Here is a 16,306-nt window from a genome sequence, read left to right as displayed (position 1 = left end):
CGATGATGGTGGAGCGCGGGACCGTGGGCACGGTGGAGTGGAAGAACGGGGAGGCGTCCCCGCGCACCCGAGGGCCGCAGGTCTTCCGTCCCGGGCACGTCCGGTCTCCCGCTCCCGTGGTGCGCCAGGTGGGTGTGACGCCTCCGTGGCGGCTCGCGCTGCGCCGCCTGCGCCGCCACCGCCTGGCGGTGACGGGGGCTGTGGTGGCGGGAGCGCTGACGGCGCTGGCCCTGCTGGCCCCCTGGGTGGCGCCGGCCCCTCCCGACCGGTCCCGGCTGCCCGAGCGGTGGATGCCGCCGGGCCCGGGGCATCCGCTGGGAACGGACGAGCTGGGCCGGGACGTCCTGTCCCGGCTGCTGTACGCCGGCCGGATCTCCCTCGCTGTCGGCTATGGGGTGGCGCTGCTCGTTGCGGCGGCGGGCACGGCCGTGGGGGCGCTGGCGGCCTTCCACGGGGGGGCGGTGGACGCGGTCCTGATGCGGGCCGTGGACGTCCTTCTGGCCATCCCGACCCTCCCCCTGTACCTGATCCTGGCGGCTCTCCTGCCCGGAGGCGGGCCCGGCCAGGTCGTCCTGATCCTGGCCGCGTTCGGCTGGCCCCCGGTGGCCCGCCTGGTGCGGGCGCAGGTCCTGACCGTGCGGGAGGAGACGTTTGTGGAAGCGGCGCGGGCGTCGGGCGCCTCGGATGGGCGGGTGCTGATGCGCCACGTCCTGCCCCACGCCGCCGGGCCCGTGGCGGTGGCGGCGACCCTGGCGGCCGCCCACGCCATCCTCAGCGAGTCGGCCCTCAGCTACCTGGGCCTGGGGATCGCTCCGCCGACCGCGTCGTGGGGCAACATGCTGCAGCGGGCCCAGGACGCCCTGTGGACCGCCCCCTGGCTGGCGGTGGCGCCCGGGTGCGCCATCGCCCTGGCGGTGCTGGGTCTGAACCTGCTGGGAGACGGGCTGCGGGATGCCCTGGACCCGCGGTGGCACCGGTAGGCCGTTGGGGGTTGAAGGTTCACAGTCAAGGCGGGGCGTTAGGAACGTGAAGCGTTGAAACGTTGGAGCGCGGGAGCGTTGATGGCGAGGAGTGGAGGTGGGACAGGGTGAGGAAGGTGGCCTGCGGGTGCGGGGTCCTGGTGCTGGGGATCTCGGCCGTCCTCGGGGGGGCAGCCGCCGCGCCGGCGCGCGACACGGTGGTCATCGGCATGGGCCAGGAGCCGGACGTGCTGGGGGAGTTTTCCATCATGTCCGCCTCGGCGGTGGTGGGCAACGTCCTGTGGGCCGCCGTGGCGCCTTTTACCGACCGGTGGGTCCGGATGCCGGTGCTGGTGGAGAAGCTGCCCCGGGTGGGGGACGGCGACTGGGAGGTCCTGCCGGGCGGCCGGATGCGGGTGACCTGGCGGCTGCGCCGCGGCTTCACCTGGCACGACGGCCGCCCCGTGACGGCCCTGGATTTCCGGTTCACCTACGGGATGCTGCGCCACCCCCGCACGCCGCAGGTCAGCCGGTTCATCCTGCGCAAGGTGGACAACGTCCTGGTCCCCACCCCGGCCGACCCGTACACCCTGGTGGTCACGTGGAACGAGCCGTGGCCGTTTGCCGGCTCGTCGCCCTTCGGCACCGACGTGGTCTACCCGCGCCACCTGCTGGAGGCGGCCTACCTGAAGGACCCCGCGGCCCTGCGGGCGCACCCGTACTGGCGGGCGCCGGTGGGTAACGGGCCCTACCGGTTCGTGGAGTGGGTGCCCGGCAGCCACATCACGGTGGAGGCCTCCGACCGCTGGCCCCTCGGCCGCCCGCGGATCCGCCGCCTGGTGTTCCGGTTCATCCTGGACAGCAGCGTCCTGCTGGCCAACGTCCTGGCCGGCCAGGTGGACGCCGTCGAGATCGGCAACCTCAGCCTGGAGCAGATGGCCGAGGTCGAGCGCCGGGCGCCCTGGATGGCGGCCCACTACACCGAGTCCCTGCGGTGGGAGCGCATTGACTTCAACCTGGACGACGAGTGGCTGCGCGACCGGCGGGTCCGCCAGGCGCTGGCCTACGCCGTCGACCGGGAGGGGATCGCCGCCGCCCTGTTCGGGGGCCGCCAGCCGGTGGCCCACTCCTGGCTGCCGCCCCGCCACCCGGCCCACAACCCCCGGGTCCGCCGCTACCCCTACGACCCCGCGCGCGCCCGGGCCCTGCTGGCCGAGGCGGGGTTCACCCCCGGGCCGGACGGCGTCCTGCGGGACGGCCAGGGGCGGCGGCTGGAACTGGTGTTCATGACCACCGCCGGCCACGCCGCCCGCGAGCAGGTCCAGCAGCTGATCCGGGAGCAGCTGCGGGCGGTGGGGGTGGAGGTGCGGATCGACAACCGGCCGTCGTCGGTCTTCCTGGGTACCATCGTCCCCCGCCGGCAGTTCCCCCATCTGGCCATGTACACCAGCGTCTTTTCGCCCGAGTCCACCGCCTTCGACCGGTTCCACAGCAGCCAGATCCCCTCGGCGGCCAACAACTGGGAGGGCAACAACCGGACCGGCTGGCGCAACCCCGACAGCGACCGGCTGATGGAACAGCTGGTCGCCGAGCTGGACCCCGACCGCCGGACCGCCCTGCTGCGGCGGCACCAGGAGGTGTTTGCCGAGGACCTGCCGTCCCTGCCCCTGTACTTCGGCCTGTCGCTGACCGCGGCCCGGCGGGAGATCCGGGGGATCCGCCCCACGGGGCTGGTGGGCTCCTTCCTGCCCTGGAACGCCTGGGAGTGGGCGTGGGCCGACCGTTGAGGGGAGGGAGAGGGGGCGCGCTGGCGAAAAAGGATGCGTCCGGGGTCTGGCGACCGGATCGGCTGGGGGTCGGCGGTCCGGCACCCCCGGTCAACATTTCACCGGTGCAACGATCCACAGAAGGAAGAGGGAAGAAGGACGAGGGAAGAAGGAAAGGAACGCGCTCGGGTGCGTCAGCGATGCGGTGAGCGCGGGGAGGACCGGATGGCGGATGTCCTGCTGTCGGTGCGCAACCTGAAGACCTACTTCTACACCGACGAAGGTGTGGTCAAGGCGGTGGACGGTCTCTCCTACGACCTGCGCAAGGGGGAGACCCTGGGGATCGTGGGCGAGTCGGGGTGCGGCAAGAGCGTGCACGCCCTTTCCATCATGCGCCTGATTCCCCAGCCGCCCGGCAAGATCGTGGAGGGCCAGGTCCTGTTCGAGGGCCGGGACCTGCTGCGCCTGTCCGAAGAGGAGATGCGGCGCATCCGCGGCAACCGGATCGCCATGATCTTCCAGGAGCCCATGACGTCCCTCAACCCGGTCCTGACCATCGGCGAGCAGATCGCCGAGGCGGTGATGCTGCACCAGGGCCTGTCCAAGAAGGACGCCTGGGATCGGGCGGTGGAGATGCTGGAGAAGGTGCGCATCCCCCTGGCCCGGGAGCGGGTGCGGGACTATCCTCACCAGTTCAGCGGCGGGATGCGCCAGCGGGTCATGATCGCCATGGCGCTGTCCTGCAATCCCAGCATCCTCATCGCCGACGAGCCCACCACGGCCCTGGACGTGACCATCCAGGCCCAGATCCTGGACCTGATCCGCGAGCTGCAGCAGGAGTTCCACATGTCGGTGATCCTGATCACCCACAACCTGGGCGTGGTCGCCGAGATGTGCGACGACGTGGTGGTGATGTACGCCGGGCGGCCGGTGGAGCGGGCGCCGGTGGAGGAGATCTTCAACAACCCCCAGCACCCGTACACCTGGGGGCTGCTGCACTCCATCCCCAAGCTCTACGAGCGCAAGGAGCGGCTGATCCCCATCGAGGGCCAGCCGCCCAGCCTGATCGACCTGCCGCCGGGATGCGCGTTCGCTCCCCGGTGCCCGTTCGCCATGGAGATCTGCGTGAAGGCCGATCCCCCCGAGTACCCGGTGGGGCCGGACCACACGTCCCGGTGCTACCTGCACAGCGAGCACGCCACCGAGGAGGAGAAGAAGGCGGCGGCCGCCGCGGGCCTGGCCGCCTCCCGCTACCGGTGACGGGGCGGGCCGGGCGTTCCCATGGGTGTGACATTTCCCTGTATGATAGAGAAGAGGCGCGAGCCGGCGCCGCCATCGGGGAGGGACGCGTGAGCACCACGGGCAACGACGTCATCCTGGACGTCCGCAATCTGGTCAAGCACTTTCCCGTCACCAAGGGGTTCATCTTCCAGCGGCAGGTGGGAGCCGTCAAAGCGGTCGACGGGGTGTCGTTCACCATCCGCCGGGGGGAAACCCTGGGCCTGGTGGGGGAGTCGGGCTGCGGCAAGACCACGCTGGGGCGGGTCATCCTGCGCCTGATGGAGCCGACCAGCGGCGAGGCGTACTTCGAGGGCCGCAACATCTTCACCCTCAGCAAGGAAGAACTGCGCCGGATGCGGCGCAACATGCAGATCATCTTCCAGGACCCCTACTCGTCCCTGAACCCCCGCATGACGGTGGGGGACATCGTCGGGGAGCCCCTGGAGATCCACAACCTGGCCCGGGGCAAGGAGAAGGTCCGCCGGGTCCAGGAGCTGCTGGAGGTGGTGGGGCTGTCGCCCTACCACATGAACCGCTACCCCCACGAGTTCAGCGGCGGCCAGCGGCAGCGCATCGGCATCGCCCGGGCCCTGGCGGTCAACCCCAAGCTGATCATCTGCGACGAGCCCGTCTCGGCCCTGGACGTGAGCATTCAGGCCCAGGTCCTCAACCTGCTGGAGGAACTGCAGAAGGAGTTCGGGCTGACCTACCTGTTCATCGCCCACGACCTGTCGGTGGTCAAGCACATCAGCGACCGCATCGCCGTCATGTACCTGGGCAAGATCGTGGAAATCGCCGACGCCGACGAACTGTTCAGCAACCCCCAGCACCCGTACACCGAGGCGCTGCTGTCGGCCGTGCCCATTCCGCATCCGGGCCTGCGGCGGGAGCGGGTCATCCTGCCCGGCGACGTCCCCAGCCCGGTGAACCCCCCGTCGGGCTGCCGCTTCCATACCCGCTGCCTGTACGCCCGGGAGAGCTGCCGGGTCAACGAGCAGCACCTGGTGGACGTCACCGGCACCGGACACTATGTGGCCTGCGAGGTGCAGCCGTTCCGCCACCAGCGCAGCAAGGCGGCGGTGCTGAAGCAGCCGGCATCCTGAGGCGGGGGGAGAGGGGGTGGTGGCCGGAGGAGCGGACGAGGGCGCACCACGCGGGGCGACGGCAGATCACAATGCCACGGGACAGACGAAGGAGGCCGGAAGCATGAGCGGAACGCGACGGTGGCTGCTGTACCTGATCCTGCTCCTGGCGCTGGCCCTGGTGGGCGTGCCCGGGGTCGCCCAGGGCCAGGCGGTCAAGAACCCCGACACGCTCATCTACGCCCACGCCGGCGACCACGACTCCCTGGACCCGGCGTGGCAGTACGACACCCTCAGCAGCGGGACGACCCTGTGGAACGTCTACGAGACCCTGATCTTCTTCCGGGGGATCTCGGTGGGCGACTACGTGCCGCTGCTGGCCAAGCAGGTGCCCAGCCTGCAGAACGGGTTGATCTCGGCCGACGCCCGCACCTTTACCTTCCCCATCGACGAGCGGGCGCGGTTCAGCGACGGGACGCCCGTGACCGCCGAGGACGTGAAGTACTCCCTGATGCGCTTCATGCTCATGGACCGGGATGGGGGGCCGTCGTGGATCCTGCTGTCCACCATCATCGGGGAGGACACCACCCGGGACAAGGACGGCAACCTCAAGCCCGACATCTACGACAAGGTCAACCGGGCCATCCAGGTGCGGGGCAACAACGTGGTCATCACCCTGCACCGGCCCTATGCGCCCTTCCTGAACATCATGGCCAGCTGGTCCATGGTGATCAGCAAGCGGGCGGCCATCGCCAAGGGCGACTGGGACGGCACCAAGGCCACGGTGGCCCAGCTGAACAACCCCAAGACCAACTCGGACACCAAGTTGTTTGACGGCGCCATCGGCTCCGGGCCGTTCGTCATCGAGCGGTGGGACCGGCAGAACAAGACCGTGGTCCTGGTCCGCAACGACCGCTACTGGCGCGGCACCCCGCCGGCGCTGCGCCGGGTCATCTTCCGCACCGTGGAGGAGTTCGCCACCCGCCGGCTGATGCTGCAGCAGGGCGACGCGGACGTCATTGATGTGGGACGGGCCGAGCAGTCCCAGGTGGAGGGGCTGGCCGGCGTGCGGATCGTGGACGACCTGGCCACCTTCGTCACCCAGGCCCTGTTCATGAACCTGAAGATCAGCGCCGAGGGCAACCCCTACATCGGCAGCGGGAAGCTGGACGGCAACGGCATCCCGCCCGACTTCTTCAGCGACGTGCACGTGCGCCGGGCCATCGCCTACTCGTTCGACTACGCCACGTTCGCCCGGGACGCCTACCGGGGCAAGATCACCCTGGGCAACGGGCCCATCCCCCGGGGCATGTTCGGCTACAACCCGCGGGGCCAGTGGTACACCACCAACCGCGACCGGGCCATCGCCGAGTGGCGGGAGGCCTGGGGCGGCCGGGTGTGGGACCAGGGCTTCAAGATGACGGTCCTGTTCAACAGCGGCAACACGGCCCGCCGCATCGCCTCCCAGATCCTCAAGAGCAACCTGGAGGCCCTCAACCCCAAGTTCAAGGTGGAGACCCAGGGGCTGGCCTGGTCCACCTACCTGGCCCAGGAGAACGAGGGCAAGCTGCCCATCTACTTTTTGGGGTGGGCCGCCGACTACGCCGACCCGGACAACTTCGTCTACCCGTTCATGCACAGCAACGGCACCTTCACCGGCGCCCAGTCCTACAAGAACCCCGAGGTGGACCGGCTGATCGAGGAGGCCCAGCGCACCGCCAACCCGGAGCGCCGCCGGCAGATCTACTTCCGGCTGCAGGAGATCGCCTACAGCGACGTGCCGACCATCTACCTGGGCTACCCGACGGGCTTTACGGTGATGCGCACGTGGGTGCGGGGCTGGTACTGGAACCCGATCTTCTTCGTCCCCACCGGGTACCTGTACACCCTGAGCAAGGGGCAGTGACCGCCCCGGGGAGGGACGCCTGACGTTCCCGGCGGGGAGGCGGCGCACACCGCCTCCCCGCCCTGACTGCCCGCCGTGCTGACCTTCATCCTCCGCCGGCTGCTGCTGCTCCCCCTGGTGGTCCTGGGGACGACCATCCTCATCTTCGCCCTCACCCAGCTGCTCTCCCCGGCCATGCGGGCCAGCCTGTTCGTCCGCGATGCCAACCAGATGCGGGATCTGCCGGCCATCATCCGCAAGTACGGGCTGGACCGGCCCTTCTACGAGCAGTACTGGACGTGGCTGCGGGGGGTGCTGCGGGGGGACCTGGGCTACTCCTTCGTGGCCCGCCAGACGGTGGCCGAGGCCATCCGGGGCTACTTCCCCATGACGGTGGAACTGACGGTCCTGTCCTTCGGCCTGATCGTGGGGGTGGGCATCTGGCTGGGGACCCTGTCGGCGGTGCACAAGGACCGCTGGATCGACCACTTCTCCCGGGTCCTGTCCATCGCCGGCACCGGGCTGCCCACCTTTGTGTGGGGGCTGGCGCTGCTGCTGGTGTTCTACGGCATCCTGCCGTGGTTCCCGCCGGGCCGGCTGTCCCTGGAGGCCGACCTGTTCGTCCACTCGGACCAGTTCCGCCGCTACACGGGCATGATGACGGTGGACGCGCTGCTGAACCGCCAGTGGTGGATCTTCTGGGACGCCCTGCGCCACCTGGTCCTGCCGTCCCTCACCCTGGCCTACTTCATCGCGGCGGTCCTGGTCCGGGTGACCCGGTCGTCCATGCTGGAGACCCTGCGGCAGGACTACGTGCGCACTGCCCGGGCCAAGGGGCTGGACGAGCGCACGGTGATCCGCAAGCACGCCCGCCGCAACGCCCTGATTCCGGTGATCACCCTCAGCAGCCTGGTCCTGGTCGGGCTGCTGTCGGGGGCGGTCATCACCGAGACGATCTTCGACCTGCCCGGCATCGGGCGGTGGGGGGCCCAGGCGGCCGCCCAGCTGGACATCGCCGCGGTGACGGGGTTTGCGCTGTTCGTGGCGGTCCTCACCGTCCTGGGCAACATGGCCGCCGACATCCTGTACGCCCTGGTGGACCCGCGGATCCGCTACTGACCATGCCCGACGTGCGCGCCACCACCACCTCGACCCTCACCCTGCCGGCCCCGACCCGGATGGCGGCCTGGCGCAGCGGCACCCTGGACCTGCTGCGCCGGCTGCGGCGCAACCCCCTGTCGCTGGCGGGGGTGGGGCTGATCACCTTCTTCGTGCTGGTGGCCCTCCTGGCGCCCGTCCTGGCCCCGCCCCCTCCCGGCCACCGGGATCCGTACCAGATCCCCCACGAGTCGTTCGCCCCCGACCCGCGGCCGCCCCACCCGGGGCACCCCTTCGGCACCACCACCGAGCAGTTTGACCTGTACTACGGCATCGTGTGGGGCACCCGCACCGCCTTCCGGGTGTCCCTGACGGTCATCGGCATCTCGGTGGCCATCGGCCTGGTGGTGGGCGGGCTGGCCGGCTACCGCGGGGGGCGGGTGGACGAGGTGTTCATGCGGCTGACGGACATTTTCCTGGCCTTCCCGGGGCTGATTCTGGCCGTGGTGATCGTGGCCATCCTGGGCAAGGGGCTGGACAAGGTCCTCATCGCCCTCTCCCTGGTCTCCTGGCCCACCTACGCCCGGCTGCTGCGGGGCGAGATCCTGTCCATCCGCCAGCGCGACTTCGTGGAGGCGGCCCGGGCGCTGGGGGCCGGCGACCTGCGCATCTTCGTCCGGCACATCATCCCCAACACCATCTACCCGGTGGTGGTGTACGGGTCGCTGGACATGGCCAGCGTGGTGATCTCCGCCGCCGCCCTCTCCTTCCTGGGCCTGGGGGCCGAGGTGGGCTACGCCGACTGGGGCATGCTGATCAACCTGTCCCGGTCGTGGATCATCGGCAGCCCGGGACACGCCCTGGAGTACTGGTTCACCTTCGTCTTCCCGGGTGCGGCCATCTCCCTGTTCGTGCTGGGGTGGAACCTGCTCGGCGACGCGTTCCGGGACATCCTGGACCCGCGGCTGCGCGGGTCCCGGTAGCGGTGGGGTGGGGCCGGGCGCGGCGGGCCGCGGCGTCCGCCCTGGCCCTCGGGGCGGCGTCGGCCCTGGCCGCCGGCGCGGCCTGGCTGGCGGTGCCGGTCCCCGCCGTCTCCACGGGGGCGATCCTGGACCTGCTCCCCCGCGGGGCCAGCATCCACAGCGTGGTGCGCCTGGAGCTGGACGGCGGGGCTCCCCAGGAGGCGGCCGTGGTCGCCGCCATCCCCACCGCTCCCGGCAGCCGCACGGTGACCCACGTGGCCCTGCTGGTGGGATCCGGCCGCCTGCGCCGCCGCCCCGCGGTGCTGTACCGCGACCTCCTGCCGGCTCCGCTGCCCCTGTCGGCGGACGCCGTGGACCTGGGAGCCGGGCGGGAGGCGGCGGTCTTCAGCGGGCGGGGCGAGGACGGCGTCACCGCCTACCGGGTGGTCGGCGTGACCCGGGGGCGGGTGTCGGTGCTGCGCGAGGGCCGCACCCCGGACCGGCTGCGGGTGGACGGCCGGTGGATCATCGAATCCACGGACACCGCGTGGGCGTGGGACGGGCGCGCGTTCCGCCGGCGCCCGCCGCCGGCGGATGCGTCCGGGCCGTGGCCGGCCGTCAGCTGGCACTACGGCTTCCGCGGGGACGCGGTGGTGGCCGCCACGGACCGGGTGATCCTGCACCTCCGCCAGCCGCTGCGGGTGGTGGGAGGCCGCGGGGGAGTCTCGGCGCTGGTGGTGCCGGATTCCCGGTTGGACCTCGTCGAGCAGGGCTACCGGGCGCGGCGCCCGGGGACGTACACGATCCGGGTGCGCATGCCCCTGGCCCCCCGCTCGCAGGAGTTCGTGCTGACGGTGGAGGTGAGGTGAGGCTGCGCCCTCTCCCCAATCTCCCCACTCCCCCCGATCGGGCCGATTGAGGAGATCGGGTAGATTGAGGAGATCGGGTAGATTGAGTTCCTCCCCTCCTGTGTTAGGATGTTCCCCGGGTGAGTCCGCATGGCCATTGACCCCTCGGTGGTGGACCACGTGGCGCGGCTGGCGCGCCTGGAGCTGACCGCGGACGAACGGGCGCGCCTGGCCCGGCAGCTCAGCCACATCCTGGAGTACTTCGCCCGCCTGGACCGGCTGGACACCGAGGGCGTGGAGCCGACGTCCCACGTGGTGGAGATGAGCAACGTGTTCCGGGACGACGTCCCCGGCACGCCGCTGCCCCGGGAGGTCGTCCTGGCGTCGGCGCCGGAGCACGAGGACGGGTTCTTCAAGGTCCCCCCCATCCTGGAGTGGGAGCCGCAGCCCTGATCGACGCCCCCGCCACCGACCTGCTGAGAGATCTGCGCCGGGGCGAGATGGCCCCCAGCGAGCTGGTCCGGGCGTGCCTGGACCGGATCCAGCGCCTGGACGGCCTCCTGCACGCCTTCCTGCACGTCGACGCCGACGGCGCGCTGCGGGCGGCGCGGGAGTGGGACGATCGCTATGCCCGCGGCGAGGATCTCCCGCCCCTGGCCGGGCTGCCGGTGGCCGTCAAGGACATCATCTGCACCGCCGGGATGCCCACCACCGCCGGATCCCGGATCCTGGCGGGGTGGGTGCCGCCGTACGACGCCACCGTGATCGAGCGGCTGCGCAGAGCCGGCGCCATCGTCCTGGGCAAGACCAACCTGGACGAGTTCGCCATGGGCTCGTCCACCGAGAACTCGGCGTTCGGGCCGACCCGCAACCCCTGGGACCTGGAGCGGGTCCCCGGAGGCAGCAGCGGAGGGTCGGCGGCGGCCGTGGCCGCGGGGCTGGCGCCTCTGGCCCTGGGCACCGACACCGGCGGGTCGATCCGCCAGCCCGCCGGGCTGACCGGCACCGTGGGCCTCAAGCCCACCTACGGCCGGGTCTCCCGCTACGGCCTGGTGGCGTTCGCGTCGTCTCTGGACCAGATCGGTCCCATGACCCGCACCGTGGGCGATGCGGCCCTCCTTCTCCAGGTGATCGCCGGGTGGGATCCCCGCGACTCCACGTCGGTCCCCCGGGACGTTCCCGACTACCGGGCAGCCCTGGAAGGTGAGATCCGGGGCATCCGCCTGGGACTGGTCCGGGAGGCGTTCGGGGCGGGCATCCAGCCGGGGGTGCGGGACACTGTCCTGGCGGCGGCGGCGGTCCTGGAGGGCCTGGGGGCGGTGGTGGAGGAGGTCTCCCTGCCCACGCTGGACTACGCCCTGCCGACCTACTACCTTCTGGCCACCTCCGAGGCCAGCGCCAACCTGGCGCGCTACGACGGCGTGCAGTACGGCCTGCGGGTCCCGGGACCCGACCCCGACACCATGTACGCCCGCACCCGGCGGGAGGGGTTCGGGGCCGAGGTGAAGCGGCGGATCATGCTGGGCACCTACGCCCTGTCGGCGGGATACTACGAAGGGTTCTTCCTGAAGGCCCAGCGGGTGCGGACCCTGATCCGGCGGGACTTCGCCCGGGTGCTGGACGCCGTGGACCTGGTCCTGATGCCGGTGTCGCCGACGGTGGCGTTCCGCCTGGGCGAGCGGGTGGAGGATCCCCTGCAGATGTACCTGGCCGACGTCTACACGATCCCCGTGAATCTGGCGGGATTGCCGGGGATCTCGGTGCCCTGCGGGTTCGCGCGCCCCGACGCCGGGGGCGCCGAGCTGCCCGTGGGCCTGCAGCTGATCGGGCGGCCGTTTGACGAGGCCACGGTCCTGAAGGTGGCCCGGGCCTACGAGCAGGCCACCGACTGGCACCGGCGGCGGCCGCCCCTGGTGGAGACGCTGCGGGGAGGAGGGGCCTAGGCGGTGGCGCGGGGCGTGGCGGTGGGCTACGAGGTGGTCATCGGGCTGGAGATTCACGTCCAGATGCTGACCCGCACCAAGATGTTCTGTGCGTGCCCGGTGGCCTTCGGGGCGCCTCCCAACACCCTGACCTGCCCCGTGTGCCTGGGACTGCCGGGCTCGCTGCCGGTGATCAACCGCCGGGCAGTGGAGCTCGGGCTGCGAACGGCGGTGGCGCTGAACTGCACCGTCCACCCCGCCAGCCAGTTCCACCGCAAGAACTACTACTATCCCGACCTGCCCAAGAACTACCAGATCACCCAGTACCGCTACAAAGTCCACCCGCCCCTGGCCACCGACGGCGTCCTGGAGATCCCCACCCCCGACGGCCGGCGGGCCATCGGTATCCGGCGGGTCCACCTGGAGGAGGACACGGGGCGGCTGGTGCACGCCGTGCGGGACGGGCGCGTGACCCACAGCCTGGTGGACTACAACCGCAGCGGCGTGCCCCTGATGGAGATCGTCACCGAGCCCGACCTGCGCTCCCCCCAGGAGGCCCGGGTGTTTCTCAGCCGGTTGCGGGCGGTCCTGCAGGCCCTGGAGGTCAGCACCGGACGGATGGAGGAAGGCAGCCTGCGCTGCGACGCCAACGTGTCGCTGCGCCGCCCCGGGGACGCCCTGGGCACGCGCACCGAGGTCAAGAACATGAACTCCCTGCGGGCGGTGGAGCGGGCCCTGACCTACGAGGTGGACCGCCAGCGGGCGCTGCTGGAGCGGGGGGAGGCGGTGGAGCAGGAGACCCGGCACTGGGATGAGCGGCGGGAGGTCACCTTCGCCTCCCGGGCCAAGGAGGAGGCCCAGGACTACCGGTACTTCCCCGAACCCGACCTTGTCCCCATCGTGGTGGACGCCCGCTGGCTGGAGGAGATCCGGGCCACGCTGCCCGAGCTGCCCGACGCCCGGCGCCGGCGCTACGTGGAGACCTTCGGCCTGTCCGAGTACGACGCCGACCTGCTGACGTCGTCGGCCGCCCTGGCCCGGTTCTTCGAGGAGACGGTGCGGCTGTATCCTCAGCCCAAGGTGGTGTGCAACTGGCTGACGGGGGACGTGGCCGCCTTCTGCCACGCCGAGGGTGTGGAGCTGGACGAGCTGCCGGTGACGCCGGACCACCTCGCCGAGATGCTGTCCCTCATCGAGGCGGGGACCATCAGCGGCCGCATCGCCAAGGAGATCCTGCCCGACGTCCTGCGGGGCGCCCGCCCCCGGGCGGTGGTGGAGGAGCGCGGGCTGGTGCAGATCAGCGACGAGGCCGCCCTGGCGGCCGTGGTGGACCAGGTCCTGGCCGAGCACCCGGGGGCGGCATCCGAGTACCGCGCCGGCAAGGTCCAGGCGCTCACGTTCCTGGTGGGCCAGGTGATGCGCCGCACCCGCGGGCGGGCCAACCCCGAGCTGGTGAACCGGCTGCTGCGGGAGCGGCTGGGGGCATGAGGGAAGAGCGCGGCCACCCGGGAGCGCGGGACAGGCAGGGCGCGGCGATGCGGGAACGCGCGACGCGGCGCGACCGCGGAGCGCCCGCCGCGCCCGGGCGCATCCCTCCGGGGCGGGGGCGGCCTGCCCCCCGCCCGCGTGCTCCGGCGACCCTGCGGGTGGGCATGAAGGTCACCGTCGCCGTCCAGAGCGTGAACCTCGAGGGCGACGGGGTGGGGGCGGTGGGCGCCCGGCGGGTGGCCGTGCCCTTCGCCCTGCCCGGGGAAGAAGCCGTGGTGGAGATCACCCGCGCCGGGCGGCGGGCGGAGGGGACGATCGTGGCGCTGGTGCGCCGGTCGGCCGACAGCATCCCACCCCGCTGCCGGCACTTCGGCGCCTGTGGAGGCTGCCAGTGGCAGCACGCCGCGTACCCGGCCCAGCTGGCCTACAAGACGGCCCTGGTCAGGGAGGCGTTGCGCCCGGTCCTGGACGGCACGGGAGCCGTGGTCCGCGAGGCCGTGGGCGCCGATCCGTGGGCGTACCGCCAGCGGGTGCAGGCCGCCGTCGGCCTGCGCCGCGACCGGGTGGTGGCCGGCTACTACGCCCGCGCGGGGGAGTTGCGGGTGATCAACGTCCAGGAGTGCCCCATCCAGCCCGAGGTCAACGTCCGGCTGCTCCACGCCGTGCGCGACGCGGTGGCCGTTCTGGGGTGGCCGGTGTACGACCGGACCACCGGCGCGGGGCTGGTCCGCGGGGTGGTGGGACAGGTGGGGTTCCACACCGGCGAGGTCATGGTCATCCTGTGCGCCACCCGAGAGGTGCCCGACCGGATGGCGCTGGTGCGCGCCCTGGTGGGCCGCGTGCCCGGCCTGGTGTCCGTGCAGCTGTCGGTGCAGCCCGCGCGGACGCCCGAGATGCTGGGGTCGGTGCGGCTGCTGTGGGGCCGCCCCTACATCGAGGACGTGATCGCCGGCCTGCGCCTGCGCCTGTACGCCACCGCCGCCGTGCCTCCCAACCCGCGGGCGGTGCCCCTCTACCTGGAGGCCATCGGCCGGGCGGTCGCCGGCGCCGGGGTTGTGGTGGACGTCGCCTGCGAGGAGGGGCTGGTGCCGCTGGCGCTGTCCTCCCGGGCGTCCCGGGCGGTGGGGGTGGCCCCGGACCGCGACGCGATGCACCGGGCGTGGGAGAACGCCGACCTCAACGGCATCCGCAACTGCGTCTTCTACACGCGATCGCCCGCCGGCGTCCTGCGCAAGCTCCGGGAGCGGGGGGAGGCGGTGGATGCCGTGGTGGCCACGGCCCGCGGCGAGCCCACGGCGCCGGAGGTCTTCGCCGAGGCGGCCCGGGCCGGCGCCCGCCGCCTGGCCTGCGCCAGCCACTCGCTGACCCTGCTGGCCCGGGACGTGGCGGCGGCCCGGCAGTGCGGGTTCGTGCCGGTGGAGGTCCAGCCGGTGGACCTGCTGCCCCAGACCAGCCGCATCCACGCCGTGGTGGCCCTGAGGCGTGAGTGAGGAAGGAAGAAGGAAGAGGGAAGAGGGAAGAGGGGGAAAGCTGCCACCGGGGTTGGCGAATCCCCTCTTCCTTACTTCCTTCGTCCCTCCGACGTCACACCAGTCCCGGGAGGAACCCATGACGCGCGCGTCCCCGCATGACACGCTGCCCGGCCCGCAGTCGGCCGCCTGGCTGGAGGAGAAGGACCGGTGGGTCGCCCGCGCCATCGGCATCCACCTGCCTGCCGTCGTCGCGCGGGCCGAGGGCGCGATCCTGCAGGACCTGGACGGGCACACCTTCATCGACCTGGCCGGCGGGGTGGGATGCATGAACGTGGGCCACTCCCACCCCGCGGTGGTCGCCGCGGTGGTGGAGCAGGTTGGCAGGTTCACCCACACCGACTTCAGCGTGGCTCCCTACGAGGGCTACATCCGGCTGTGCCGCCGCCTGTGCCAGCTGGCCCCGGGCCCGCGGCCCAAGAAGGCCCTGCTGCTCAACTCGGGCACCGAGGCGGTGGAAAACGCCGTCAAGATCGCCCGCGCCGTCACCGGGCGGCCCGCCCTGGTGGCGTTTGAGGGAGCGTTCCACGGCCGCACCTACATGAGCCTGTCCCTGACCAGCAAGATCGATCCCTACAAGCGCAACTTCGGCCCGTTCATGCCCGAGGTCTACCGGGTGCCGTATCCCGACCCCTACCGCCTCCCCGACGCCACCCGCACGGTCCTGCGGCGCCTGGAGGACCTGTTCACCGCCCACGTGCAGGCCGACCGGGTGGCGGCCTTCGTGGTGGAGCCGGTCCTGGGCGAGGGCGGATTCGTGGTCCCCCCTCCCGACTTCTTCCCCCAGCTGCGGGCCCTGGCCGACCGCCACGGCATCCTGCTCATCGTGGACGAGATCCAGACCGGGTTCGGCCGCACCGGGCGGATGTTCGCCATCGAGCACTGGGGGGTGGAGCCCGACCTGATGACGGTCGCCAAGTCCCTGGCGGCGGGCCTGCCCCTCTCGGCGGTGGTGGGCGCGCGGGAGATCATGGACGCGCTGCCGGAAGGGTCCCTGGGCGGCACCTATGTGGGCAACCCCGTGGCGTGCGCCGCGGCGCTGGCGGTCCTGGAGGTGATGGAAGCGCAGCGCCTGACCGACCGCGCCGCCGCCCTGGGCGCGCGGATGCTGGAGCGGTTCCGCGCCCTGGCCGCCCGGGTGCCCCTGGTGGGCGACGTGCGGGGGCTGGGCGCGATGGTGGCCATGGAGCTGGTGCGGGATCGCGCCACCCGCGAGCCGGCCCCGCGGGAAACCCTTGAGGTGACCCGCCGCGCCGCCTCCCGCGGCGTCCTGGTGCTGCGGGCGGGGCTGTACAACAACGTGATCCGCATCCTGACGCCGCTGGTCATTCCCGACGACCTGCTGGACCAGGCCCTGGACGTGCTGGAGGAGTGCGTGCTGGAGGTGTCTCAATCTGCGCAATCTCCTCAATCTACGCAATCTGCTCAATCCGATTGCGCAGATCGCGCAGATCGCGGAGATCGCGTAGATTGAGTAGATCGAGTA

General features: G+C 71.7%; 13 protein-coding genes. All 13 read left to right on the top strand.

What is annotated here, in order from left to right; translation table 11 throughout:
• The first annotated feature begins 2 nt into the window (after positions 1 to 2).
• The 13 genes from RB150_04030 to gabT all read left to right on the top strand — a co-directional run bounded on the left by RB150_04030 (position 3) and on the right by gabT (position 16,294).
• Positions 3 to 980: an ABC transporter permease gene (locus RB150_04030; GenBank protein ID MDQ7819705.1), complete on the top strand. Its 978-nt coding sequence runs from the start codon at positions 3 to 5 to the stop codon at positions 978 to 980.
• A gap of 107 nt (positions 981 to 1,087) precedes the next feature.
• Positions 1,088 to 2,746: a peptide ABC transporter substrate-binding protein gene (locus RB150_04025; protein MDQ7819704.1), complete on the top strand. Its 1,659-nt coding sequence runs from the start codon at positions 1,088 to 1,090 to the stop codon at positions 2,744 to 2,746.
• Positions 2,747 to 2,950: 204 nt separating this feature from the next.
• Entirely contained in the window at positions 2,951 to 3,985 is a 1,035-nt protein-coding gene (locus RB150_04020) for an ABC transporter ATP-binding protein (protein ID MDQ7819703.1), read from the top strand.
• Between the two features lie 89 nt (positions 3,986 to 4,074).
• Complete coding sequence (locus RB150_04015; protein ID MDQ7819702.1) at positions 4,075 to 5,109, top strand: dipeptide ABC transporter ATP-binding protein; 1,035 nt, start codon at positions 4,075 to 4,077, stop codon at positions 5,107 to 5,109.
• A 103-nt stretch (positions 5,110 to 5,212) separates the two neighbouring features.
• Entirely contained in the window at positions 5,213 to 6,994 is a 1,782-nt protein-coding gene (locus RB150_04010; GenBank protein ID MDQ7819701.1) for an ABC transporter substrate-binding protein, read from the top strand.
• A gap of 75 nt (positions 6,995 to 7,069) precedes the next feature.
• A complete protein-coding gene (locus RB150_04005; GenBank protein MDQ7819700.1) occupies positions 7,070 to 8,092 on the top strand; it encodes an ABC transporter permease in 1,023 nt (340 codons plus the stop codon).
• Positions 8,093 to 8,151: 59 nt separating this feature from the next.
• The gene (locus tag RB150_04000; GenBank protein ID MDQ7819699.1) at positions 8,152 to 9,054 is read left to right on the top strand and encodes an ABC transporter permease; all 903 of its coding nucleotides are present in this window, start codon (positions 8,152 to 8,154) and stop codon (positions 9,052 to 9,054) included.
• A gap of 2 nt (positions 9,055 to 9,056) precedes the next feature.
• Positions 9,057 to 9,902, top strand: coding sequence for a hypothetical protein (locus tag RB150_03995; protein MDQ7819698.1), 846 nt, complete (start codon positions 9,057 to 9,059; stop codon positions 9,900 to 9,902).
• A 129-nt stretch (positions 9,903 to 10,031) separates the two neighbouring features.
• The gene (gatC, locus tag RB150_03990; protein ID MDQ7819697.1) at positions 10,032 to 10,334 is read left to right on the top strand and encodes an Asp-tRNA(Asn)/Glu-tRNA(Gln) amidotransferase subunit GatC; all 303 of its coding nucleotides are present in this window, start codon (positions 10,032 to 10,034) and stop codon (positions 10,332 to 10,334) included.
• A gap of 47 nt (positions 10,335 to 10,381) precedes the next feature.
• The gene (gene gatA / locus RB150_03985; GenBank protein ID MDQ7819696.1) at positions 10,382 to 11,824 is read left to right on the top strand and encodes an Asp-tRNA(Asn)/Glu-tRNA(Gln) amidotransferase subunit GatA; all 1,443 of its coding nucleotides are present in this window, start codon (positions 10,382 to 10,384) and stop codon (positions 11,822 to 11,824) included.
• A gap of 3 nt (positions 11,825 to 11,827) precedes the next feature.
• Positions 11,828 to 13,291: an Asp-tRNA(Asn)/Glu-tRNA(Gln) amidotransferase subunit GatB gene (gene gatB / locus RB150_03980; protein ID MDQ7819695.1), complete on the top strand. Its 1,464-nt coding sequence runs from the start codon at positions 11,828 to 11,830 to the stop codon at positions 13,289 to 13,291.
• A 164-nt stretch (positions 13,292 to 13,455) separates the two neighbouring features.
• Entirely contained in the window at positions 13,456 to 14,781 is a 1,326-nt protein-coding gene (gene rlmD, locus RB150_03975) for a 23S rRNA (uracil(1939)-C(5))-methyltransferase RlmD (GenBank protein MDQ7819694.1), read from the top strand.
• A 118-nt stretch (positions 14,782 to 14,899) separates the two neighbouring features.
• A complete protein-coding gene (gene gabT / locus RB150_03970; protein MDQ7819693.1) occupies positions 14,900 to 16,294 on the top strand; it encodes a 4-aminobutyrate--2-oxoglutarate transaminase in 1,395 nt (464 codons plus the stop codon).
• Positions 16,295 to 16,306 lie beyond the last annotated feature (12 nt).

The sequence above is a fragment of the Armatimonadota bacterium genome (genome assembly GCA_031081675.1).
Taxonomy (GTDB): Bacteria; Sysuimicrobiota; Sysuimicrobiia; order Sysuimicrobiales; family Kaftiobacteriaceae; genus Calidihabitans; species Calidihabitans tengchongensis.
The sequence above is the reverse complement of the archived record's forward strand: the minus strand, read 5'-3'. Positions and strand labels throughout refer to the sequence as shown.